This is a genomic window from Pseudomonas sp. C321 (assembly GCF_055407105.1).
In genome coordinates, this window is sequence record NZ_JBUZRB010000002.1 from 427188 (window position 1) to 449471 (window position 22284).

The 22284-nt window shown below is 60.0% G+C and carries 22 protein-coding genes and 2 pseudogenes; 10 read left to right on the top strand and 14 right to left on the bottom strand.

Features of this window, described 5'->3' with window-relative positions; translation table 11 throughout:
* Window positions 1-2: 2 nt before the first annotated feature.
* From ACZRJ6_RS07970 to dadA, 6 genes are all read right to left on the bottom strand, one after another.
* A complete protein-coding gene (locus ACZRJ6_RS07970; protein WP_463967636.1) occupies window positions 3-1925 on the bottom strand; it encodes an acetyl-CoA hydrolase/transferase C-terminal domain-containing protein in 1923 nt (640 codons plus the stop codon).
* A gap of 138 nt (window positions 1926-2063) precedes the next feature.
* Entirely contained in the window at window positions 2064-2474 is a 411-nt protein-coding gene (locus ACZRJ6_RS07975; RefSeq protein WP_463967635.1) for a c-type cytochrome, read from the bottom strand.
* Between the two features lie 181 nt (window positions 2475-2655).
* Complete coding sequence (locus ACZRJ6_RS07980; protein WP_017135864.1) at window positions 2656-3204, bottom strand: cupin domain-containing protein; 549 nt, start codon at window positions 3202-3204, stop codon at window positions 2656-2658.
* A gap of 115 nt (window positions 3205-3319) precedes the next feature.
* On the bottom strand, window positions 3320-4393 hold the full coding sequence (alr, locus tag ACZRJ6_RS07985) for an alanine racemase (RefSeq protein WP_463967634.1): 1074 nt from the start codon (window positions 4391-4393) through the stop codon (window positions 3320-3322).
* 78 nt (window positions 4394-4471) lie between these two features.
* Window positions 4472-4825, bottom strand: a complete 354-nt coding sequence (locus ACZRJ6_RS07990) for a RidA family protein (protein WP_463967633.1) — start codon at window positions 4823-4825, stop codon at window positions 4472-4474.
* Window positions 4797-6101 (bottom strand): D-amino acid dehydrogenase, encoded by a 1305-nt coding sequence (gene dadA, locus ACZRJ6_RS07995; protein WP_463967632.1) that lies wholly within the window; start codon window positions 6099-6101, stop codon window positions 4797-4799. Before dadA ends, ACZRJ6_RS07990 begins: the two co-directional genes overlap by 29 nt.
* Window positions 6102-6257: 156 nt before the next feature.
* Between dadA and ACZRJ6_RS08000 the strand changes: the two genes are divergently transcribed.
* The gene (locus ACZRJ6_RS08000) at window positions 6258-6746 is read left to right on the top strand and encodes an Lrp/AsnC ligand binding domain-containing protein (protein ID WP_003177284.1); all 489 of its coding nucleotides are present in this window, start codon (window positions 6258-6260) and stop codon (window positions 6744-6746) included.
* A gap of 8 nt (window positions 6747-6754) precedes the next feature.
* Here the strand turns inward: ACZRJ6_RS08000 and ACZRJ6_RS08005 are convergent, their stop codons facing one another.
* Window positions 6755-7108, bottom strand: a complete 354-nt coding sequence (locus ACZRJ6_RS08005; RefSeq protein WP_149412596.1) for a YkgJ family cysteine cluster protein — start codon at window positions 7106-7108, stop codon at window positions 6755-6757.
* Between the two features lie 115 nt (window positions 7109-7223).
* Between ACZRJ6_RS08005 and ACZRJ6_RS08010 the strand changes: the two genes are divergently transcribed.
* The gene (locus ACZRJ6_RS08010; RefSeq protein ID WP_463967631.1) at window positions 7224-8516 is read left to right on the top strand and encodes an NAD(P)/FAD-dependent oxidoreductase; all 1293 of its coding nucleotides are present in this window, start codon (window positions 7224-7226) and stop codon (window positions 8514-8516) included.
* Window positions 8517-8519: 3 nt separating this feature from the next.
* Here the strand turns inward: ACZRJ6_RS08010 and ACZRJ6_RS08015 are convergent, their stop codons facing one another.
* On the bottom strand, window positions 8520-8765 hold the full coding sequence (locus ACZRJ6_RS08015) for a DUF1127 domain-containing protein (protein ID WP_463967630.1): 246 nt from the start codon (window positions 8763-8765) through the stop codon (window positions 8520-8522).
* A 166-nt stretch (window positions 8766-8931) separates the two neighbouring features.
* Between ACZRJ6_RS08015 and ACZRJ6_RS08020 the strand changes: the two genes are divergently transcribed.
* Together ACZRJ6_RS08020 and ACZRJ6_RS08025 are read left to right on the top strand one after the other, a co-directional pair.
* Window positions 8932-10365, top strand: a complete 1434-nt coding sequence (locus ACZRJ6_RS08020) for an aminotransferase-like domain-containing protein (RefSeq protein WP_463967629.1) — start codon at window positions 8932-8934, stop codon at window positions 10363-10365.
* A gap of 62 nt (window positions 10366-10427) precedes the next feature.
* Window positions 10428-11993 (top strand): phospholipase D family protein, encoded by a 1566-nt coding sequence (locus tag ACZRJ6_RS08025; RefSeq protein WP_463967628.1) that lies wholly within the window; start codon window positions 10428-10430, stop codon window positions 11991-11993.
* 90 nt (window positions 11994-12083) lie between these two features.
* Here ACZRJ6_RS08025 and ACZRJ6_RS08030 read toward each other — a convergent pair whose 3' ends face one another.
* From ACZRJ6_RS08030 to ACZRJ6_RS08040, 3 genes and pseudogenes are all read right to left on the bottom strand, one after another.
* Window positions 12084-13226: an MFS transporter gene (locus tag ACZRJ6_RS08030; protein WP_463967627.1), complete on the bottom strand. Its 1143-nt coding sequence runs from the start codon at window positions 13224-13226 to the stop codon at window positions 12084-12086.
* 41 nt (window positions 13227-13267) lie between these two features.
* Window positions 13268-13348, bottom strand: a pseudogene (locus ACZRJ6_RS08035) (outer membrane lipoprotein carrier protein LolA); the annotation flags it as partial.
* 40 nt (window positions 13349-13388) lie between these two features.
* Window positions 13389-14882 (bottom strand): aldehyde dehydrogenase, encoded by a 1494-nt coding sequence (locus tag ACZRJ6_RS08040; RefSeq protein WP_463967626.1) that lies wholly within the window; start codon window positions 14880-14882, stop codon window positions 13389-13391.
* A gap of 230 nt (window positions 14883-15112) precedes the next feature.
* On the opposite strand from ACZRJ6_RS08040, the gene ACZRJ6_RS08045 reads away from it, so the two are divergent.
* Window positions 15113-15475, top strand: coding sequence for a cupin domain-containing protein (locus ACZRJ6_RS08045; protein WP_463967625.1), 363 nt, complete (start codon window positions 15113-15115; stop codon window positions 15473-15475).
* A 168-nt stretch (window positions 15476-15643) separates the two neighbouring features.
* Here ACZRJ6_RS08045 and rpmG read toward each other — a convergent pair whose 3' ends face one another.
* Together rpmG and rpmB are read right to left on the bottom strand one after the other, a co-directional pair.
* The gene (rpmG, locus tag ACZRJ6_RS08050) at window positions 15644-15799 is read right to left on the bottom strand and encodes a 50S ribosomal protein L33 (RefSeq protein ID WP_003176906.1); all 156 of its coding nucleotides are present in this window, start codon (window positions 15797-15799) and stop codon (window positions 15644-15646) included.
* A gap of 11 nt (window positions 15800-15810) precedes the next feature.
* Window positions 15811-16044 (bottom strand): 50S ribosomal protein L28, encoded by a 234-nt coding sequence (rpmB, locus tag ACZRJ6_RS08055; protein WP_019410280.1) that lies wholly within the window; start codon window positions 16042-16044, stop codon window positions 15811-15813.
* 458 nt (window positions 16045-16502) lie between these two features.
* On the opposite strand from rpmB, the gene ACZRJ6_RS08060 reads away from it, so the two are divergent.
* Complete coding sequence (locus tag ACZRJ6_RS08060) at window positions 16503-18095, top strand: ABC transporter substrate-binding protein (RefSeq protein WP_463967624.1); 1593 nt, start codon at window positions 16503-16505, stop codon at window positions 18093-18095.
* A gap of 48 nt (window positions 18096-18143) precedes the next feature.
* Here the strand turns inward: ACZRJ6_RS08060 and radC are convergent, their stop codons facing one another.
* Window positions 18144-18818, bottom strand: coding sequence for a RadC family protein (gene radC, locus ACZRJ6_RS08065; protein WP_149412571.1), 675 nt, complete (start codon window positions 18816-18818; stop codon window positions 18144-18146).
* A gap of 130 nt (window positions 18819-18948) precedes the next feature.
* Between radC and coaBC the strand changes: the two genes are divergently transcribed.
* The 4 genes and pseudogenes from coaBC to ACZRJ6_RS08085 form a co-directional block, all read left to right on the top strand.
* Entirely contained in the window at window positions 18949-20157 is a 1209-nt protein-coding gene (gene coaBC, locus ACZRJ6_RS08070) for a bifunctional phosphopantothenoylcysteine decarboxylase/phosphopantothenate--cysteine ligase CoaBC (RefSeq protein ID WP_133100771.1), read from the top strand.
* A 5-nt stretch (window positions 20158-20162) separates the two neighbouring features.
* Window positions 20163-20618 carry a dUTP diphosphatase gene (dut, locus tag ACZRJ6_RS08075; RefSeq protein WP_463967623.1) on the top strand — a complete coding sequence of 152 codons (456 nt, stop codon included), beginning with the start codon at window positions 20163-20165 and terminating at the stop codon, window positions 20616-20618.
* Window positions 20619-20683: 65 nt separating this feature from the next.
* Window positions 20684-20842, top strand: a complete 159-nt coding sequence (locus tag ACZRJ6_RS08080; RefSeq protein WP_463967622.1) for a hypothetical protein — start codon at window positions 20684-20686, stop codon at window positions 20840-20842.
* 30 nt (window positions 20843-20872) lie between these two features.
* A pseudogene (locus tag ACZRJ6_RS08085) lies at window positions 20873-22276 on the top strand (phosphomannomutase/phosphoglucomutase); the annotation flags it as partial.
* Window positions 22277-22284 lie beyond the last annotated feature (8 nt).

Here is a 22284-nt window from a genome sequence, read left to right on the forward strand (position 1 = left end):
TCCTACAGTGACGTCGCCTGAAGCCCTGCCAACAGTAGTCGCTGATACAGTTCCTCTTTCAACCCCTCCGGCTTGGCCAACCCCATCCGCTCCAGATGCAGGGGGAACGCCTTTGGCTCCGGTGCATCCAGCGCCGCCTTGCCCAGCTCCAGAATCTCCGTCAGCTTGAATTTGCTCTTGAGCCAGTTCAACGCCCGCAACAAATCCCGCTCCTCATCAGTGAAATCACTGCCCAACGGATACTCCGGAAATAACCGCGCATGTCGGGCCTGGACTGCCTGCAAACGCTCTGGCGTATTGTTGGCAAAACGCGGGGCCAGCTGGAAATCCTTGGGCAACTTGCCCGCTTTTTGCGCCCGGTCGATCAGGTCGGCCTGGAACCGCGAGTCGGTGATATTCAGCAGCGCCTCAATCACCTTGGCGTCAGTCTGACCACGCAAGTCGGCGATGCCATATTCGGTGATGACAATGTCCCGCAAGTGCCGGGGAATAGTGCAATGGCCATAGTCCCAGACGATGTTGGAGCTGACCTCGCCTGCCGATTCGCGCCAGCTACGCAGGATCAGGATCGAGCGCGCGCCCTCCAGCGCATGGCCTTGGGCGACAAAGTTGTATTGCCCGCCCACACCGCTGAGCACACGGCCATCTTCCAACTGGTCTGCCACACCCGCGCCCATCAGGGTCACGGTAAATGCGCTGTTGATAAACCGCGCATCCAGGCGCTGCAAACGCTTGAGTTGTTCCTGCCCGTACAGCTCGTTGATGTAGCTGATGCGGGTCATGTTGAACTCCAGGCGCTTGCTCTGGGGCAAGTCCCGCAACCGCGCATAAAAACTGCGCGGCCCCAGGAAGAAGCCGCCGTGCACCGAAATACCATCTGGCTGCGCCGCCTCATCCAGGGTGCCGGCATTGGCCTGCTCCTGAGTCGCAACGTCCGGATAGACCTTGCGCCGGACGATGCCCGCATCGGCCAGTACCAGCAAGCCATTGACGAACATTTCGCTGCAACCGTAGAGGCCCCGGGCAAACGGCTCGACCCCACCTTCGCGACTGATCAGCGGCGCCCATTGGTATACGTCCAGGTCGGTGAGCAATAGCCGATAGGCCTCGTTATCCGCCTGGCGCGCCAACAGTGCAGCGGTCAGCGCATCGCCCATGGAGCCGATGCCGATCTGCAAGGTACCGCCGTCACGCACCAGGGTGCTGGCGTGCAGGCCGATAAAGTGATCCTGGAACCCCACCGGCATGTTCGGGGTGGAAAACAGCGTGGTGCTGTCCTTCTCGTCGATCAGGAGATCGAACTGATCCATGCCCAGCTCTGCATCGCCGGGCATGTAGGGCAAGTCGTTGTGGACCTGGCCAACCACCAGGATGGTTTCCCCGGCCGCGCGCCGCTTGGCGATCATCGGCAGCAGGTCGAGGGTAATGTCGGGGTTGCAGCTCAGGCTCAAGCGATCCGGGTGTTCGCTGCTGCTGGCCACCAGTTGCGCCACCACGTTCAAGCCAGCGGCGTTGATGTCGCGGGCGGCATGGCTGTAGTTGCTGCTGACATAGTCCTGTTGGGCCGAAACGCTGTGGAGCAGGCTGCCGGGCTGCAGGAAGAACTGTTGCACATGAATGTTGGCCGGCAGGCTGTCCTTGTGCAGGTCGGCGAGAAAGTCCAGCTCGGGATAGTCACCGAAGACTCGCTCGATAAAGGGCTCGAGGAAGCGCTTTTGCAAACCGTCACCCAAGGTCGGGCGGCCCAGGCTCAGGGCGGTGTAGATCGTCAGTGCGCGATCGGGCAGCTTGGCGATGCGACGGTACAGCGCATTGGCAAACAGATTGGGTTTGCCCAGGCCCAAGGGCATACCCATGTGAATATGCGCTGGCAACCGCGCCAGTACGTCATCGACCGCTTGCTCGATTGAACACAACTGCACCATCGGACTTCTCCCGAACATTCCATGAATTGGGGTTGGACCGAGCTTGCCGGGTCTTTGCTGTAAAGAACAGCCTCGAAAGGTAAATCGCGCTCACAAAAAAGCCGCTCGCAAGCGGCTTTTTTGACGAAGATCGGTTTTTTACAAACCGGACATCTCCTTGATCGCACCCTTGAGGTCGTCATCCGAGCAATCGGAACATGTCCCTTTAGGTGGCATTGCGTTGATGCCGGTGATGGCTTTGGCCAGGATGCCATCAAGGCCGCCCTGATGGTCGGCGCGCTCTTTCCAGGCAGCTTTATCACCGACTTTCGGCGCGCCCAACAGGCCAGTGCCGTGGCAAGCATTACAATGCTTGGCAACGATATCCGCCGGCGTTTTTGCTCCGCCGCCGCCCGCAGCCACAGCAACTTCCATCCCCTTGCATTCTTCGCCCTGAACACAGACCTTCCCGACGGGTTCAAGACGCTTGGCAATATCATCATTGGTCGCAGCTTGAGCGCTGACAGCCCAAAGGGCCAGTACGGTTGCTGGTGCGGCCAGCATTTTCATAATTAGGTTCACGCGTTCACCCTCATGGTGGCTATTCACGCCTGCGGCCACGGTTTCGCAGGCGGCGAAAGTATAACGGTTAGCCCGCCCCACTGAAACAACCCTATTGTCGAAGGGGAGATTCACCACGACGGAATACTGCGTCGGGTATCGCTGCAATACAGGCAGGATGCCTCTTTTCTTAAAAGTTCGCGGGCGTGGCTGCGCTGATTAGTCGCGCCGGCACATCGAACGGATTACGAAAACGGTGTGGCTTGGTGCTTTCAAAGTAGTAGCTGTCGCCGGCTTCGAGCACAAAAGTTTCAAGACCGACCACCAGTTCCAGGCGTCCTTCTACCAGGATTCCGGTTTCCTCGCCCTCGTGGGTGAGCATTTCCTCGCCGGTGTCGGCGCCTGGCGGGTAAATCTCGTTGAGAAACGCAATTGCCCGGCTTGGGTGCGCTCGGCCCACCAGTTTCATGGTCACCGCGCCATCGGAGATGTCGATCAGCTCATTGGCTTTATAGACGATCTGGGTCGGTTTTTCCTGGAGGATCTCCTCGGAAAAGAACTCGACCATGGACATGGGAATGCCTCCCAACACCTTTCGCAAGGAGCTGATGGAAGGGCTGACACTGTTTTTCTCGATCATCGAAATAGTGCTGTTGGTAACGCCCGCGCGCTTGGCAAGCTCTCGCTGGGAAAGACCTTTCAGTTTACGGATGGATTGCAGTCGTTCGCCGACGTCCAATGCTGGAGCCTCCTAGATTCAGGCGTTATTGTAATTGAGCGTTATCATGGCGACAGCGTTCAGTATTTACAACACTTGGACCTAAATCCTGACCCCCTCAGTTCGTCGCCTACGGCTAAACGCCGCAATAGAGCCGTGGCACTCGACGCAGGTTGCAGAAAATCTGATACGGGATGGTGTCAGCAGCAGCAGCGACCTCACTGGCGAGGATGTTTTTGCCCCACAACTCGACGATGGAACCCAGACCGGCTTCAGCTACATCGGTCAGGTCGACACACAGCATGTCCATCGACACGCGACCGAGCAATTGGCTGCGCTGGCCAGCGACCAGCACGGGTGTGCCGGTCGGAGCGTGGCGTGGATAACCGTCTGCATAGCCCATGGCAACCACGCCGATGCGCATCGGCTTCTGAGTCACGAACCTGGCGCCATAGCCCACAGGTTCTCCGGCCGGCAGTTCGCGTACACAAATGACTTTCGATTCCAGGGTCATGACTGGCTGCAAACGCGCATCGATCGCCTGGTCTTCGCCAAACGGCGTGGCGCCATACAGCATGAGGCCCGGGCGAACCCAATCGCTGGAAACGTTCGGCCAGCCCATCACCGATGGCGAGTTGCGCAGGCTGACCTGGGCCGACAAGCCTTGGCTAGCCGCCGTGAATACCGCAACCTGCTCTTCACTGCTCGTACTGTCCAACTCGTCTGCACGGGCGAAATGGCTCATCAACACGATCTTCGCCACTTTGCCGCTGGCCAACAGACGCTGGTAAGCGTCGTGATAGTCCTTGGGATGCAGGCCAACCCGGTGCATGCCCGAGTCCAGCTTCAGCCAGACCGTGAGCGGTTTGCTCAAGGTCGCTTGCTCAATCGCCTCCAACTGCCACAACGAATGCACCACGCACCAGAAATCATGCTCGATGATCAGCGGCAGTTCATCGGCTTCGAAAAAACCTTCCAGCAGCAACACCGGCGCACGAATGCCGGCGGCCCGCAGCTCCAGCGCTTCCTCGATGCAGGCGACGGCAAAGCCATCCGCCTCGGCCTCCAGCGCCTGGGCACAGCGCACGGCGCCATGCCCGTAGGCATCAGCCTTGATCACGGCCAGGGCCTTGGCCCCGCTGATTTCACGAGCCAGTTGGTAGTTGTGGCGCAGGGCTTGAAGGTCGATCAGGGCACGGGCAGGACGCATGGCGGCAGGCTTCTAGGCAGCTAGGGGAAGAAAATCGGCACCGACTGACAGCGTCGGCACCGGGAGAGGGATCAAGTTTTAAGGCAGAGCGGCCACGACCGACAGCTCAACCAGGATTTCCGGTTCGCAGAGCTTCGACTCAACCGTCGCACGGGCCGGGGCAACACCTTTTGGCAGCCACTTGTCCCACACCGCGTTCATGCCGGCGAAATCGGCGTCGATGTCTTTCAGGTAGATCGTCACCGACAGCAACTTGCTTTTGTCGGTACCGGCCAGATCCAGCAAACGCTCAATGTTGGCGAGGGTTTCACGGGTCTGCTGCTCAATCCCGGCACTCATGTTGTCGCCGACTTGCCCTGCCAGGTACACGGTACCGCTGTGGACAACGATCTGGCTCATGCGCTCATTGGTGAGCTGGCGCTGGATTAACATGTTTTGCGGACTCCTGGTGGTGGTTGCCGTAACGGGAAATATCGAGGCCTTCGGCACTGATTTGCGGCGTTTTCTTCGCCATCAAATCGGCCAGCAGACGACCAGAGCCACAGGCCATGGTCCAGCCGAGGGTGCCATGGCCGGTATTCAGGAACAGGTTCTTGAACGGGGTAGCTCCGACAATCGGCGTACCGTCGGGAGTGGTTGGGCGCAGGCCGGTCCAGAATGTGGCTTCGGTCAAATCACCGCCCTGAGGATAAAGGTCGTTGACGATCATCTCCAGGGTTTCACGCCGGCGCGGGTTCAGCGACAGGTCAAAACCGGCAATTTCAGCCATGCCGCCGACGCGGATGCGGTTGTCGAAACGGGTGATCGCCACCTTGTAGGTTTCGTCGAGAATGGTCGAGGTCGGGGCCATTGCCGGGTTGGTGATCGGCACGGTCAGGGAGTAACCCTTGAGCGGATACACCGGAGCCTTAATCCCCAGCGGCTTGAGCAACTGCGGCGAGTAACTGCCCAGGGCCAGCACGTAGCGGTCAGCGGTTTCCAGCTTGCCGTCGATCCAGACGCCGTTGATGCGATCACCAGCCTGGTCCAGGCGCTGAATATCTTGTTCAAAGCGGAACTCGACGCCCAGCTGGATGGCCATTTCCGCCAGGCGGGTGGTGAACATCTGGCAGTCGCCGGTCTGGTCATTGGGCAAACGCAGGGCACCGGCCAGGATATCGGTGACGCCGGCCAGGGCTGGCTCGACGCGGGCGATACCGGCACGGTCCAGCAGCTCGAAAGGCACGCCAGACTCCTTCAAGACGGCGATATCCTTGGCGGCACCATCGAGCTGGGCCTGGGTGCGGAACAATTGCGTGGTACCCAGGCGGCGACCTTCGTAGGCAATGCCGGTTTCGGTGCGCAATTCGTCGAGGCAATCGCGGCTGTACTCAGACAGACGGACCATGCGCTCCTTGTTCACCGCATAACGGTTGGCGGTGCAGTTACGCAGCATCTGCGCCATCCACAGGTATTGATCGATATCGGCGGTGGCCTTGATCGCCAGTGGCGCGTGGCGTTGCAGCAGCCACTTGATGGCCTTGAGCGGCACACCCGGCGCGGCCCACGGCGAGGCGTAGCCAGGTGAGACCTGCCCGGCGTTGGCGAAACTGGTCTCCATGGCAACAGCCGGCTGACGGTCGACCACAACCACCTCGAAACCGGCCCGCGCCAAATAGTAGGCACTGGCCACACCAATGACACCGCTACCCAAGACCAGAACACGCATTTTTATATCCTCATCGCGGCTTGACCGCTGACGTTTATTGTTCAGCACAAAGATGTTCGCAGTATAAAAAGCATTCGCCAGTGCATTTCACTATATAACTGCCTATATTTGGCGAGAATTCTCGGCAAAAACCCTTTTCACGGAGGCGCATCCCCTATGCGTACCAACACCCAGACCAAACGGGAGCTGGACAAGATCGATCGCAACATCCTGCGTATCCTGCAAGCTGACGGGCGAATTTCCTTCACCGAGCTGGGAGAAAAGGTCGGACTGTCGACCACGCCCTGCACCGAGCGGGTTCGGCGCCTGGAGCGTGAAGGGATCATCATGGGCTACAACGCCCGGCTTAATCCCCAGCACTTGAAGGGTAGCCTGCTGGTGTTTGTCGAGATCAGCCTCGACTACAAATCAGGCGATACCTTCGAAGAATTCCGACGAGCCGTGCTGAAACTGCCTCATGTGCTGGAGTGCCACCTGGTGTCGGGGGATTTCGACTACCTGGTAAAGGCGCGGATTTCCGAGATGGCCTCGTACCGCAAACTGCTGGGCGACATCCTGCTCAAACTGCCCCATGTGCGGGAGTCCAAGAGCTATATCGTGATGGAAGAGGTGAAGGAGAGCTTGAGTTTACCCATCCCGGATTGAAGAGCGGACTAAACCAGCACTTGCCGCGTCGTCGCCATGTACTCATGAATCTGCTTCTCCACCCGTGGATGGATCATCTCCACCGGGCCGCGGCCATTGGGGCATGGCAGGGTCGGCGTAGTACCGAACAGTCGGCAGATCAACGGCCGTTCGCCGTATACGGTGCAGCCATTGGGCCCCAGGTGCACGCAGTTCAGTTCGTCCATCGCGGCATCCTGTTCGGCAGCCGTCTTACGGGGCAGACGGGACATTTCCTCGGTTGAGGTGGTCACCGGCCCACAGCAGTCGTGGCAACCCGGGACGCACTCAAACGAGGGAATTTGCTGGCGCAGCGTGCGAATTTTCTGACTGTTACAACTCATCGAAACAGGTACCAAACAGCGAATAGGCCTGAATTCTGCCTTAAAAACCCTCGGTGAGACAGCTTCGTCCGACCGCTGTATCCTGCGTCAAATTTTCCAAACACGGATGCCTCCCATGACAGCCAGTGCCCGGCACACCGCTTCCTACTATGCAGCCAGCAGCTTGCCGCAACCCGATCATCCGGCGCTTGCAGGAGAAGTGGTGGCCGATGTGTGCGTGGTTGGCGGCGGTTTTTCCGGGATAAACACCGCCCTGGAGCTGGCCGAACGAGGCTTGAGCGTGGTGCTGCTGGAAGCGCACAAGATCGGCTGGGGCGCCAGCGGTCGAAATGGCGGGCAGTTGATTCGCGGCGTCGGTCACGGCCTGGATCAGTTTTCCAATGTCATCGGCACCGACGGTGTGCGGCAGATGAAGCTGATGGGCCTGGAAGCCGTGGAGATCGTGCGCCAGCGGGTCGAGCGTTTTCAGATCGACTGCGACCTGACCTGGGGCTACTGCGACCTGGCCAACAAACCCCGCGACCTGGAAGGCCTGAGCGCCGATGCCGACGAACTGCGCAGCCTGGGCTATCGCCATGAGCTGCGCCTGCTGCAAGCCGGTGAGATGCGCAGCGTGGTGGGTTCCGACCGGTATGTCGGCGGGATGATCGACATGGGCTCCGGGCATCTGCATCCGCTTAACCTGGCCCTCGGCGAAGCTACTGTCGCCCAGCAACTGGGGGTGAAGCTGTTCGAACAATCGCAAGTGGTGCGTATCGACTATGGCCCGGAAGTCAAAGTCCACACCGCCCAAGGCTGCGTGCGGGCCAAGACCCTGGTGCTGGGCTGCAATGCCTATCTGAACGACCTCAATGCGCAACTGAGCGGCAAGGTGCTGCCCGCCGGCAGTTACATCATCGCCACCGAACCCTTGAGCGAAGCGCAAGCCGCTGACCTACTGCCGCAGAACATGGCGGTGTGTGACCAGCGGGTAACCGTGGATTACTTCCGGCTATCGGCGGACCGGCGCCTGCTGTTCGGCGGTGCCTGTCACTATTCTGGCCGCGACCCCCAGGACATCGGTGCCTATATGCGGCCGAAGATGCTGCAAGTGTTCCCGCAGCTGGCTGGCGTAAAAATCGATTACCAATGGGGCGGCATGATCGGCATCGGCGCCAACCGTTTGCCGCAGATCGGTCGGCTGGCTGATCAGCCTAACGTGTATTACGCCCAGGCCTACGCCGGCCATGGGCTCAACGCCACCCACTTGGCGGGCAAGCTGTTGGCCGAAGCCATCAGCGGCCAGCAAGGTGGAGGCTTTGATCTGTTTGCCAAGGTGCCGCACATGACCTTCCCCGGCGGCAAGCATTTGCGCTCGCCTCTGCTGGCGCTGGGGATGCTCTGGCACCGGCTCAAAGAGTTGGTGTAACCCTTACCCGCGCCAGAACGGCTTCAATCCTTCCAGACGCGCCTGCCCGGGGCTCAAGCCGATATCGCGCAATTGCTCCGCGGTCAGCTCCAACAGTGCCTTGCGCGTATGCCGACGGCGCCAGAAAAGGGCCCAGCGGCTGAGGAAGGAAGGTGCATTACGGCGGATGCACACGCCCGTCGCCCGCTCCTGCCCCGCTGCCAGTTCCTGACTGCGTAGCGCCAGCCGTACATCGCTCAAGCCGTTCATTTTGCTGCCCCTCATCTACCTGTTGCCATGAGTGCCCATGATGAGTCGAGCGTCGAAATCAATACAGATCCAAACAGGCGGTATTAAATCCATACAGATACTGCCTATCTTTGACTGAATCGTGTATTTTCGCTTCATCTGTACTGGTTAACCGGGAACAAACGTCATGACCCTCTATGTAAACCTCGCCGAACTGCTGGGCACTCGCATCGAACAGGGCTTCTACCGCCCCGGCGACCGGCTGCCCTCGGTACGGGCCTTGAGTGTCGAACATGGGGTCAGCCTGAGCACTGTGCAGCAGGCCTATCGGCTGCTGGAAGACAACGGCCTGGCGATGCCAAAGCCTAAATCCGGTTACTTCGTGCCCGTGGGTCGAGAGCTGCCGGCATTGCCAGCGGTGGGCCGACCGGCCCAGCGCCCGGTGGAAATATCTCAGTGGGACCAAGTGCTGGAACTGATCCGCGCCGTCCCGCGCAAAGACGTCATACAGATGGGCCGGGGCATGCCGGATGTCCTGTCACCCACCATGAAACCTCTGCTGCGCAGCCTGGCGCAGGTCAGCCGCCGACAGGACATGCCCGGCCTGTATTACGACAACATCTACGGCTACCTGGAGCTGCGCGAGCAGATTGCCCGCTTGCTGCTGGACTCCGGCTGCCAACTGAACGCCCAGGACCTGGTGATCACCACTGGCTGCCATGAGGCGCTGTCCACCAGCATCCGCGCCATTTGCGAGCCTGGCGATATCGTTGCAGTTGACTCGCCGAGCTTCCACGGTGCCATGCAGACTCTCAAGGGCGCGGGCATGAAAGCCCTGGAAATCCCTACCGACCCGTTGACCGGCATCAGCCTCGAAGCCCTGGAGCTGGCGTTGGAGCAGTGGCCGATCAAGGCCATACAGTTGACGCCCAACTGCAACAACCCGCTGGGCTACATCATGCCGGAGTCACGCAAACGGGCGCTGTTGACACTGGCCCAGCGCTTTGACGTGGCGATCATTGAGGACGATGTATATGGCGAACTGGCCTACAGCTACCCGCGACCGAGAACCATCAAATCCTTCGACGACGATGGCCGCGTCCTGCTGTGCAGTTCCTTCTCGAAAACCTTGGCGCCGGGCCTGCGGATCGGCTGGGTAGCGCCGGGCCGTTATCTGGAACGGGTGCTGCACATGAAATACATCAGCACCGGCTCCACCGCCACCCAACCGCAGATCGCCATTGCCGAATTTCTCAAAAATGGGCATTTCGAACCTCATTTGCGGCGGATGCGCACTCAATACCAACGTAATCGCGACCTGATGCTCGACTGGGTCAGCCGCTACTTCCCGACCGGCACCCGCGCCAGCCGCCCCCAAGGCAGCTTCCTGTTGTGGGTGGAGTTGCCGGAGGGGTTCGACACCCTAAAGCTCAATCGGGCGCTGATCGACCAAGGCGTGCAGATTGCTGTGGGAAGTATCTTTTCCGCCTCAGGCAAATACCGTAACTGCCTGCGGATGAACTACGCTGCCAAGCCAACGCCGCAGATTGAAGAGGCGGTGCGCAAGGTCGGTGCGGCGGCCATCAAGTTGCTGGCCGAAACGGAGCAAGGCCTGGACTGACCTTTCGCGGAAAATTACCGTCATATGGCGATAACCGCCCTGATTCGGAACCCACACCCTTGATGAGCCAACGGCTTTTAGCGCTTTTCCTGCTGGGATTCCTGGGCGTGGCCGGTTGCGCCACCGTGAATGTGCCGCGTACACCCAGCCAAGCCATGCCAGCGATGGGCTCCTCCTTCGGCCGCTCGATCCAGGCCCAGGCCGCGCCGTACCAGGGCCGCTCTGGATTTCGCCTGCTGCCCAACAGCAGCGAAGCGTTCATGGCCCGCGCCGAACTAATCCGCAACGCCCAGACCAGCATCGACCTGCAGTACTACATCGTTCATGACGGCATCAGCACGCGGATGCTGGTGGAGGAACTGCTCAAGGCCGCTGACCGTGGCGTGCGGGTGCGTATCCTGCTGGATGACACCACCAGCGATGGCCTGGACGAGATCATCGCCACCCTCGCCGCCCACCCGCAAATCCAGATTCGCCTGTTCAACCCGCTGCACCTGGGCCGCAGCACCGGCGTGACCCGGGCCATGGGCCGGCTGTTCAACCTGTCGCTGCAACACCGGCGCATGCACAACAAGCTGTGGCTGGCGGACAACAGCGTGGCCATCGTCGGTGGACGCAACTTGGGGGATGAGTATTTCGATGCCGAACCCAACCTGAACTTCACCGATATCGACATGCTCAGCGTCGGGCCGGTGGCCGAGCAACTTGGCCACAGCTTCGATCAGTATTGGAACAGCGCCCTGAGCAAACCGATTGACGAATTCATCTCCACTGCGCCTTCCTCACGCGACCTGGCCGCCGCCCGCTTGCGCCTGGAAGAATCCCTGGCCGAGTCCCGCCAGCAAAACCACGCACTCTATCGCCGCCTGATGGCCTACAAAACCCAACCGCGCATGAACATCTGGCGCCGCGAGCTGATCTGGGCATGGAACCAGGCTTTATGGGATGCGCCGAGCAAAGTCCTGGCCAAGGCCGATCCCGATCCACGGCTGCTGCTGACCACGCAACTGGCACCGGAACTGGAAGGCGTCAGTCACGAACTGATGATGATTTCAGCCTACTTCGTGCCCGGCCAGCCTGGTTTGCTGTACCTGACCGGCCGGGCCGACGCGGGTGTATCGGTAAGCCTGCTGACCAACGCCCTGGAAGCCACCGACGTGCCAGCGGTGCACGGTGGCTACGCGCCCTACCGCAAGGCCTTGCTGGAGCATGGAGTGAAGCTGTACGAGCTGCGCCGTCAACCGGGAGGAGGCGGCGGCAGTGGCCCGCATCTGTTGCGCAGCGGCTCATTCCACGGCTCGGATTCCAGCCTGCACAGCAAGGCGATCATCTTTGACCGGAAAAAATCGTTTATCGGCTCCTTCAACTTCGACCCGCGTTCAGTGCTGTGGAACACCGAAGTCGGCGTGTTAGTGGACAGCCCGGAGCTGGCCGAACACGTGCGCAACCTGGCGCTGGAAGGCATGGCGCCAGCTTTGAGTTATCAAGCCAAGCTGCAGGATGGGCAGGTGGTGTGGGTGACGGAAGACAACGGTCAGCTGCATACACTGCCCCGTGAGCCGGGGAGCTGGTGGCGCAGGTTCAATGCCTGGTTCGCGACTACTGTTGGCCTGGAGCGCATGCTGTAGGAGCGAGCTTGCTCGCGAAAAACCCGAGAGCGCCGCGTTCGTTCAGGCAGCAAACGTTATCGTTGACGACCATCGCGAGCAAGCTTGCTCCTACACGGACTGTGTAGCGCCAAATGCGCCTTGGCGCAGCAGCAAAATCACCAGCCCAAACGCCCCCGCCGCCATCAGCAATGGCAGCGAATGCCCGCTAATCCACTGGCTGCCTGCGCCGGCCACCAGTGGCCCGATCAAGCAGCCGATCCCCCACAACTGCGCGATATGGGCATTGGCGCGCACCAGCGCATCGTCGCGGTAGCGCTCGCCGATCAGGATCAACGATAAGGTGAACAGGCCACCAGCACTGGCACCAAACAGCACCCACACCGGCCAGATCAGCAACGTATCCAGCAGCAGCGGAATCGCCAGGCTCGACACCAGCAACAGCAGTGCGCAGCCCATAAACAGGGTGCGCCGGGGCAGGTAATCGGCCAGCGCACCAATCGGCAATTGCAGCAGTGCATCGCCCACTACCACCGTACTGACCATGGCCAGGGCAATCTCGGCCGTGAAACCTTGTTGCAGGCAATACACCGGTAGCAGCGTAAGAATCATCGCCTCGAAGGCAGCGAACAAGGCCACCGCCCAGGCAATCGCCGGCAAGCCCTGGCAGAAGCGCAGTAAGTCGCCCAAGGTCACACTGAGGGATTCGGCGGTCGGCGCCCCTGATCGACCCAAAAGCACTATCGGTGAGAAGGTCAGCAAGCCCACGCCGACCCAGAAGCCAATGTCGTTATCCGTGCCCAGCGCGCCCAGCAACAGCGGCCCCGACAGCTGGCTCAGGGCATAGCTGCAGCCATAAAGCGCCACCAGCCGCCCTCGCCATTGCTCCACCACCAGTTGGTTGATCCAACTTTCGCCGAGGATGAACACAATGGTCAGGATCACCCCGATCATCAGGCGCAGCACCAGCCACACCGGGTAGCTGGGCAATACCGCCAGCAAGCCGATGGAAATCGCACCGGCCCACAGACACAGACGCATCAGATTCGCCGTGCCCAACCGCGAGGCCAGACCACTGGACACCTTGGCCCCCAACAACACACCGAAGGCCGGCATCGCCGCCATGACACCGATAGCAAAGCTGCCGTAGCCCCAGCTTTCCAGGCGCAGGGACACCAGCGGCATGCTCATGCCCAGGGCGAGGCCGACGCTCAACACCGAGGCCAGGACGGCGAAGTAAGTCGCCCAACGCATTTCCATGCTCCTGTGGATAATTATTTTTCAGACCGTAAACGAACTGTAGGAGCGAGCTTGCTCGCGAAAAACCTGAGAGCGCTGCATGCATTCAGCATGCCCGCGTCATCGTTCAAGTCCATCGCGAGCAAGCTCGCTCCTACAGGGGATCGCCGGGGTTACTTACAACTTGATCCAGGTCGATTTCAGTTCGGTGTACTTGTCGAACGCGTGCAGCGACTTGTCGCGGCCGTTGCCCGATTGCTTGAAGCCACCAAATGGCGCGGTCATATCCCCGCCATCGTACTGGTTGACCCATACGCTACCGGCACGCAGTGCCTTGGCGGTCAGGTGCGCCTTGGAGATGTTGGCAGTCCACACCGCAGCGGCCAGGCCGTACGGGGTGTCGTTGGCGATCTCGATGGCTTCTTCAGCGCTGTCGAAGGTAATGACCGACAGCACCGGGCCGAAGATTTCTTCCTGGGCGATTTTCATCGCGTTGTTCACACCGTCGAAAATCGTTGGCTCAACGTAGGTGCCGCCGGTTTCCTGCAGGATGCGCTTGCCACCGGCCACCAGCTTGGCGCCATCGGCATGCCCGGACTCGATGTACGACAGCACGGTGTTCATCTGCTGGGTATCCACCAGCGCGCCGACGTTGGTCGCAGGGTCCAGTGGGTTGCCCGGCTTCCAGCCCTTGAGCGCTTCAATCACCAGCGGCAGGAAGGTGTCCTTGATCGAGCGTTCTACCAGCAAGCGGGAACCTGCAGTGCAGACTTCGCCCTGGTTGAAGGCAATGGCGCCAGCGGCGGATTCGGCAGCGGCTTGCAGGTCCGGGGCATCGGCAAACACGATGTTCGGGCTCTTGCCGCCGGCTTCCAGCCACACGCGTTTCATGTTCGATTCGCCGGAGTAGATCAGCAGTTGCTTGGCGATCTTGGTGGAACCGGTGAACACCAGGGTATCGACGTCCATGTGCAGCGCCAAAGCCTTGCCCACCGTGTGGCCGTAGCCCGGCAGCACGTTGAGCACGCCTTTGGGGATACCGGCTTCGACGGCCAGGGCGGCGATGCGGATGGCGGTCAGCGGCGATTTTTCGGACGGTTTGAGGATCACCGAGTTACCGGTGGACAGCGCCGGCCCCAGCTTCCAGCAGGCCATCATCAGTGGGAAGTTCCACGGCACGATGGCACCGACCACCCCGATCGGCTCACGGGTCACCAGGCCCAGTTGGTCATGGGGCGTGGCAGCAACTTCGTCGTAAATCTTGTCGATGGCTTCGCCGCTCCAGCTCAGGGCTTGCGCCGCGCCAGGGACGTCGATGCCCAGGGAATCGCTGATCGGCTTGCCCATGTCCAGGGTTTCCAGCAGCGCCAGCTCCTCGGCATTGGCCTTGAGCAGTGCTGCGAAACGGATCATGGTAGTTTTACGCTTGCTTGGCGCCAGGCGCGACCAGACGCCAGAATTGAAGGTGGCGCGGGCGTTTTCAACGGCGCGCTGGGCGTCGGCGACGTCACAGCTGGCGACGGTGGTCAGCAGGCGGCCATCGATCGGGCTGATGCACTCGAAGGTCTCGCTGGAGACGGCATCGGTGTATTCGCCATTGATGTAAGCGCGGCCTTCGATCTTCAGATCCTTGGCGCGTTGTTCCCAGTCGGCACGGGTCAGGGTGGTCATGCGAGTGTCCTCCTCTTATTGAATACAAGGGCCCGGCATGGTGCTCGGGTACCTTTGAAGAATGCTTGCCCGGCCAGCCAGCTGTTCGGCTCAAGGCACCCACCACCCTAAACCAGCCGCCGGGGATGTTTCAATATATTTGACACAACAGCGGTAAACACCCTTGCGATGTTCATTTTAATAAACATAGACTTTGAGTCCTCCATCCGCAGGCCAGACGGGATACGCACATGAACATTCAGAATATCGTCGACTTCAGCCAGGCCAAGACCGAGCCCGAGCGCTATCGCCCGGCCGCGGAAAAAATCCTCAAGGGCGATCCCGAGCAAACCGTCTACAACCACTACAACAGCCCATGCGGCCAGATGAACGCTGGGGTCTGGGAAGGTGACGTTGGGCAATGGAAGGTCAACTACAGCGAACATGAATACTGCGAAATCGTACAAGGTGTTTCCGTGCTGCGAGATGTCGACGGCAACGCCAAGACCCTGCGCGCCGGTGATCGCTTCGTGATTCCGGCAGGTTTTATCGGCACCTGGGAAGTGCTGGAGGCGTGCCGCAAGATCTATGTAGTGTTTGAACAAAAGGCCTGATTTATCTACCTTCCTGACATACACCTTCTACGAGATTTTGTTGCGATGCCTTAAGTCCAAGGCAAAGCGGCAGGGGCCTTTTTACTGCGGCTGCGCAGCGAGGGCTTTTCGAGCGCAAAAAAAAGCCCGCATCGTGAGATGCGGGCTTTTTTTCAGAAAGAAAACCAATTACTTGATTTTGCCTTCTTTGTAGATCACGTGCTTGCGAACGCGCGGGTCGAACATTTTCTTTTCGAGCTTGTCCGGGGTAGTACGCTTGTTCTTGTCGGTAGTGTAGAAGTGACCAGTACCGGCGCTAGAGATCATTCGAATCAATTCACGCATGATAGAGCTCCTTAAATCTTGCCAGCGCGGCGGATTTCGGCCAGCACGACAGTGATGCCACGCTTGTCGATGATGCGCATGCCTTTGGCAGATACGCGCAGACGAACAAAACGTTTCTCTTCTTCAACCCAGAAGCGGTGATGCTGCAGGTTAGGCAGGAAACGACGACGGGTTTTGTTATTTGCGTGGGAAATGTTATTCCCAGTCACCGGACCCTTACCGGTAACTTGACAGACTCTCGACATGCCTCAGCCCTCTAAAACCACATGCCCAACCCGGCATGGGTTGGCCGCTTAATCTCTCAGTCATTTGGCGCCAGGCGCCGCGTTTCTTTAGGGTCTTACCGGCTACACCTACTAGCGAAGGAACCGGGCCCCTAGAAAAGAGCGCTGCTTTATACCAGAAAGACCCAAGTGCAACAACAGTCCGTGTATTTTTACCGGTGTAAATCTCGCCCACAAACGCCTGAACCGTTGCCAGGGTGGGCCGCTGCACGAGTGAACCGCTCGTCGCACAGAATGATTTACAGCGATTGCGCACACCGTAAGATGTCCGGCAAAACGACCTGAGACGCCATCAAAACAGCATTTGAGGCAAAAGCACAGGCAAAAATGGGCTAGTCATTTATCAATCAGCCCACTACGGTAGGACTTTTCCAGACTGCACTCGCAGATGGGCCTTCGATCTGCAAAGGAAACCGACCATGCGCCTCGCTGCCCTGCCGCTATTGCTAGCCCCGCTTTTTCTTGCGCCACAGGCCTTTGCAGCCACCACCTTGAGCGTCTGTACCGAGGCCAGCCCCGAAGGGTTCGACGTGGTGCAATACAACTCGCTGACCACCACCAACGCCTCGGCAGACGTGCTGATGAATCGCCTGGTGGACTTCGACGCCGCCAGCGGTACGCTGATTCCCAGCCTGGCCGACAGCTGGGACGTCTCGCCTGACGGCCTGACCTACACCTTCAAACTGCACCCAAGCGTTAAATTCCACCGCACCGCGTATTTCAACCCAAGTCGAACCTTGACCGCTGAAGACGTGCGCTTCAGCTTCGAGCGCATGCTCGATCCAGCCAATCCGTGGCACAAGATCGCCCAGAGCGGTTTCCCTCATGCGCAATCCCTGCAACTGCCAGCGCTGATCAAGAAAATCGACGCTCTGGACCCACTGACCGTGCGCTTTACGCTGGACCATGCCGATTCAACGTTCCTGGCCGCACTGAGTATGGGTTTTGCCTCGATATACCCGGCTGAATACGCCGGTAAATTGCTCAAGGCTGGCACCCCGGAAAAGCTCAACAGCCAACCGATCGGTACCGGACCGTTCATTTTCGGGCGCTTCCAGAAAGACGCATCTATCCGCTACAAGGCCAACCCGGAGTACTTCGCCGGCAAACCTGCTGTGGATAACTTGATCTTTGCCATCACCCCGGACGCCAACGTCAGGCTGCAAAAGCTGCGGCGCAACGAGTGCCAGATCGCCCTGTCGCCCAAGCCACTGGATATTGGTGCTGCCCAGCAGGACGCCGCACTCAAGGTGGAAAAAACCGCCGCCTTTATGACCGCCTTCGTCGCTATCAACAGCCAGCATCCGCCTCTGGACAAGCCAGAAGTACGTCAGGCGATCAACTTGGCTTTCGACAAGGCCAGCTACCTCAAAGCGGTATTCGAAGACACTGCCGAAGCCGCTAATGGCCCTTTCCCACCCAATACCTGGAGCTACGCCAAGGAGTTACCAGGCTATCCCCAGGACGTCGCCAAGGCCAAGGTGCTGCTCGAAAGAGCCGGCCTCAAGGACGGTTTCAAAACCACTATCTGGACCCGACCTTCAGGCAGCTTGCTCAATCCCAACCCAAGCCTGGGCGCTCAGTTGTTGCAAGCGGACCTGGCTAAAGTTGGCATCCAGGCCGAAATACGCGTAATCGAGTGGGGCGAACTGATCCGCCGCGCGAAGGCCGGCGAACACGACTTGCTGTTCATGGGCTGGGCGGGCGACAACGGCGACCCGGATAACTTCCTGACCCCGCAATTCTCCTGCGCGGCGGTGAAATCCGGCACCAACTTCGCCCGTTATTGCGACCCTGCACTGGACAAGCTGATCAGCGCCGGCAAGACCACCAGCGAGCAAGGAGTGCGCAGCAAGCTGTATCAACAGGCACAGGCGCAGATCCAGCAACAGGCACTGTGGCTGCCCCTGGCACACCCCACGGCCTTTGCCCTGACGCGCAAAAATGTCGAGGGGTATCAGGTCAGCCCGTTCGGGCGTCAGGATTACTCGCGGGTGAGCGTCAAGCCATAAGCTGCAAGCTAACTTGAGGCTTGCAGCTTGCCCCTTGCAGCTGCCTTTCTACATCCACCCGTACTCGGCCATGGACAACGGATCCCCGTCGCCAACAATGATGTGGTCCAGTACTCGCACGTCGACCAACTCCAGGGTTTTTTGCAAAAGCTTCGTCAGCTTGCGGTCGGCAATGCTTGGCTCGGCGCTCCCGGAAGGATGGTTGTGACACAGGATCAGCGCAGCCGCGTTATAGGCCAGGGCACGCTTGACCACTTGCCTTGGGTACACCGTGGCATTGTCGATGGTGCCTTGAAACAACTTCTCGAAACCCAACACCCGATGCCTTGAATCGAGAAAAAGGCAGCCAAATACCTCGTGGGGTTCATGGCGCAACAGCGCCTTGAGGTAATCGCGCACTGCCATTGGGCTTTCCAACGCCGAATCGTGACGCAGCCGCTCGGCCAGATGGCGCTGGGCCATTTCCAGCACGGCCTGGAGCTGGGCGAACTTCGCCGGGCCCAGCCCCAGGTGCTGGCTGAATTGCGCCTGTTTGGCCTCCAGCAGAGCACGCAAACTGCCGAACTGCTTCAGCAGATGACGCGCCAGATCCACCGCACTTTTGCCCGCCACCCCGGTGCGCAGAAAAATCGCCAACAATTCGGCATCGGAAAGATTTGCCGCACCCAACTCCAAAAGTTTCTCCCGCGGGCGCTCCGCCGCGGGCCAATCGCGAATACTCATAGCACCTCCGTGTGCATGTGCGCCGCTGTTGCGTGGCGGTCGCTGTGTTATCTTAGCCCATCTTTTTGCGTGCGATTTCACCTGGGGAGGGGGCATCGCAACGCCATCACTGAACTGGAAAGGCAAGCCAATGCAGCGTCTGTATCGGAAACGCATCGTTCTCGGCGTCGGCGGCGGCATTGCCGCCTACAAGAGCGCAGAACTGGTTCGCCGGCTTCTGGACCAAGGCGCCGAAGTGCGCGTGGTCATGACCCGTGGCGGTAGCGAGTTCATCACCCCGTTGACCATGCAGGCCCTGTCCGGGCACCCGGTTCACCTGGACCTGCTGGACCCGGCGGCGGAAGCCGCCATGGGCCATATCGAACTGGCCAAGTGGGCCGACCTGGTGCTGATCGCACCCGCCACCGCCGACCTGATCGCCCGCCTGGCACAGGGCATTGCCAATGACTTGCTGACCACTCTGGTGCTGGCCACCGACGCTACCGTCGCCATAGCTCCCGCGATGAACCAGGCCATGTGGCACGACCCAGCCACCCAAGCCAACACCCAACTGCTGCAAAGCCGTGGCCTCAAGGTCTTCGGCCCGGCATCCGGCAGCCAGGCCTGCGGCGACGTGGGCATGGGCCGTATGCTCGAAGCCACTGACCTGGCGCTGTGTGCCGCCGAGTGTTTCCAGCACTTGGCCCTGACCGGCAAGCACGTGCTGATCACCGCAGGTCCGACCCAGGAAAACATCGACCCGGTGCGCTACATCACCAACCACAGCTCCGGGAAAATGGGCTTTGCCCTGGCTGAAGCAGCGGTAGAAGCCGGCGCCCGCGTCACCTTGATCACCGGCCCCGTGCACTTGCCAACGCCTGACCGTGTCACCCGCATCGACGTGGTCAGCGCCCGTGACATGCTCGCGGCCTGCGAAGCGGCAATCCCTTGCGACCTGTTTATCGCCTCGGCAGCGGTCGCGGACTACCGCCCGGAAGTCATTGCTCCACAAAAACTCAAGAAAGACCCTACGAGCGGCGACGGCCTGCTCCTGCAAATGGTCCGCAACCCGGATATTCTGGCAACCATCGCCACTCGCCCGGATCGCCCGTTCAGTGTCGGCTTCGCCGCCGAAACCGAGCACCTGCTGGACTATGCCGCTCGCAAATTGAAAGACAAAAACCTCGATTTGATCGTTGCCAATGATGTCGCCAACCCGAGCATCGGCTTCAACAGCGAGGAAAACGCCTGCAGCGTGATCGACCGCGAACTGCACGCCACCCTTTTCGCCCAGACCAGCAAAGGCAAGATTGCCCGCCAACTGATCTCTTTTATCGCCCAACGGCTGAACCAGGTTTAATTTCCATGCACGCTTTGCAAGCCAAGATCCTCGACCCCCGCATCGGCAACGAATTCCCGCTGCCGGCCTACGCCACACCGGGCTCCGCCGGCCTCGACCTACGCGCCATGCTCAAGCAGGACACCGTTCTTGAGCCTGGCCAGACCCTACTGATCCCTACCGGCCTGTCGATTTATGTGGGCGATCCCGGCTTGGCTGCACTGATCCTGCCGCGCTCCGGCCTGGGCCACAAACACGGCATCGTCCTCGGTAACCTGGTGGGCCTGATCGACTCGGACTATCAGGGCGAACTGATGGTGTCTTGCTGGAATCGTGGCCAGACTGCTTTCAACATCGCGGTCGGCGAGCGCATTGCCCAGTTGGTGCTGGTTCCGGTCGTGCAGGCACACTTTGAACTGGTTGAAGAGTTCGACGAAACCCAACGCGGCGCAGGTGGTTTCGGGCATTCCGGCAACCACTGACCACGCTGATCCAGGCCGGGCACCCTGCCCGGCCCGCAGCCAACGCATGGCTTTCAGGATGAATAATGCGCAGCGCCTATCAAGAAGATTTGCCTTGTGAAATCAAGGTATTAAGCAGTAAGGGAAGTGGTTCTGCGGCGCAGGTGGCACTTTTGCACCACGAACTCTATGCCAAAAATGCCGTCATACCCTTCAGTCTGAGCCTGCCGGTCAGCAACATTTAGGCCTGTCCAGCCCCGTATCGATGGAGTTTCCCAGTGATGAGCAACGCAGCCCACGTCGCACCGACATTTCCCGACAGCATCTTCCGCGCCTACGACATCCGTGGCGTCGTGCCCAAGACCCTGACCGCCGAAACCGCCTACTGGATCGGCCGCGCCATTGGCTCCCAGAGCCTGGCCCAGGGCGAGCCCAACGTTTGCGTGGGGCGTGACGGGCGCCTGTCCGGCCCTGAGCTGGTGGAGCGACTGATCCAGGGCGTGGCCGACAGCGGCTGCCATGTCAGCGATGTCGGCCTGGTGCCAACCCCGGCGCTGTACTACGCCGCCAATGTGCTGGCTGGCAAGTCGGGCGTGATGCTCACCGGCAGCCACAACCCGTCGGACTACAACGGCTTCAAGATCGTGATTGCCGGCGACACCCTGGCCAACGAACAGATCCAGGCCCTGCACACCCGCCTCAAGACCAACAACCTGACCAGCGGCAAGGGCAGTATCACCAAGGTCGATATTCTTCAGCGCTACTCGGACGAAATCACCCGCGACATCAAGCTCGACCGACGCCTCAAAGTGGTGGTGGACTGCGGCAACGGTGCAGCTGGCGTGATCGCCCCGCAACTGCTCGAAGCCCTGAACTGCGAAATAATCCCGCTGTTCTGCGACGTCGATGGCAGTTTCCCCAACCATCACCCGGACCCGGGCAAACCTGAAAACCTGGTGGACTTGATCGCCAAGGTCAAGGAAACCGGTGCTGACCTGGGCCTGGCGTTCGATGGCGACGGCGACCGCGTTGGCGTGGTGACCAACACCGGCAATATTGTGTTCCCGGACCGCTTGCTGATGCTGTTCGCCCGCGACGTGGTGGCACGCAATCCTGGCGCCGAGATCATCTTCGACGTCAAATGCACCCGCCGCCTGACACCGCTGATCAAGGAATACGGTGGTCGCCCGCTAATGTGGAAGACCGGTCATTCGTTGATCAAAAAGAAAATGAAGGAAACCGGCGCCCTGTTGGCTGGCGAAATGAGCGGGCACGTGTTCTTCAAGGAGCGCTGGTTCGGCTTTGACGACGGCATTTACAGCGCCGCGCGCCTGCTGGAGATCCTCAGTAAGGAGAAATCCACTGCCGAAGACCTGTTTGCGACCTTCCCGGACGATATTTCTACGCCGGAAATCAATATCCATGTGACCGAAGAGAGCAAATTCAGCATCATTGACGCACTGCACGATGCGCAATGGGGCGAAGGCGCCAACCTGACCACCATTGATGGCGTGCGAGTCGATTACGCCAAAGGCTGGGGCCTGGTTCGCGCGTCCAACACCACCCCGGTGCTGGTGCTGCGTTTCGAGGCGGATACCGAGGCTGAGTTGCAGCGCATCAAGGATGTGTTCCACGCCCAGTTGAAACGTGTTGCCCCTGATCTCCAACTACCGTTCTGATTTTTTTG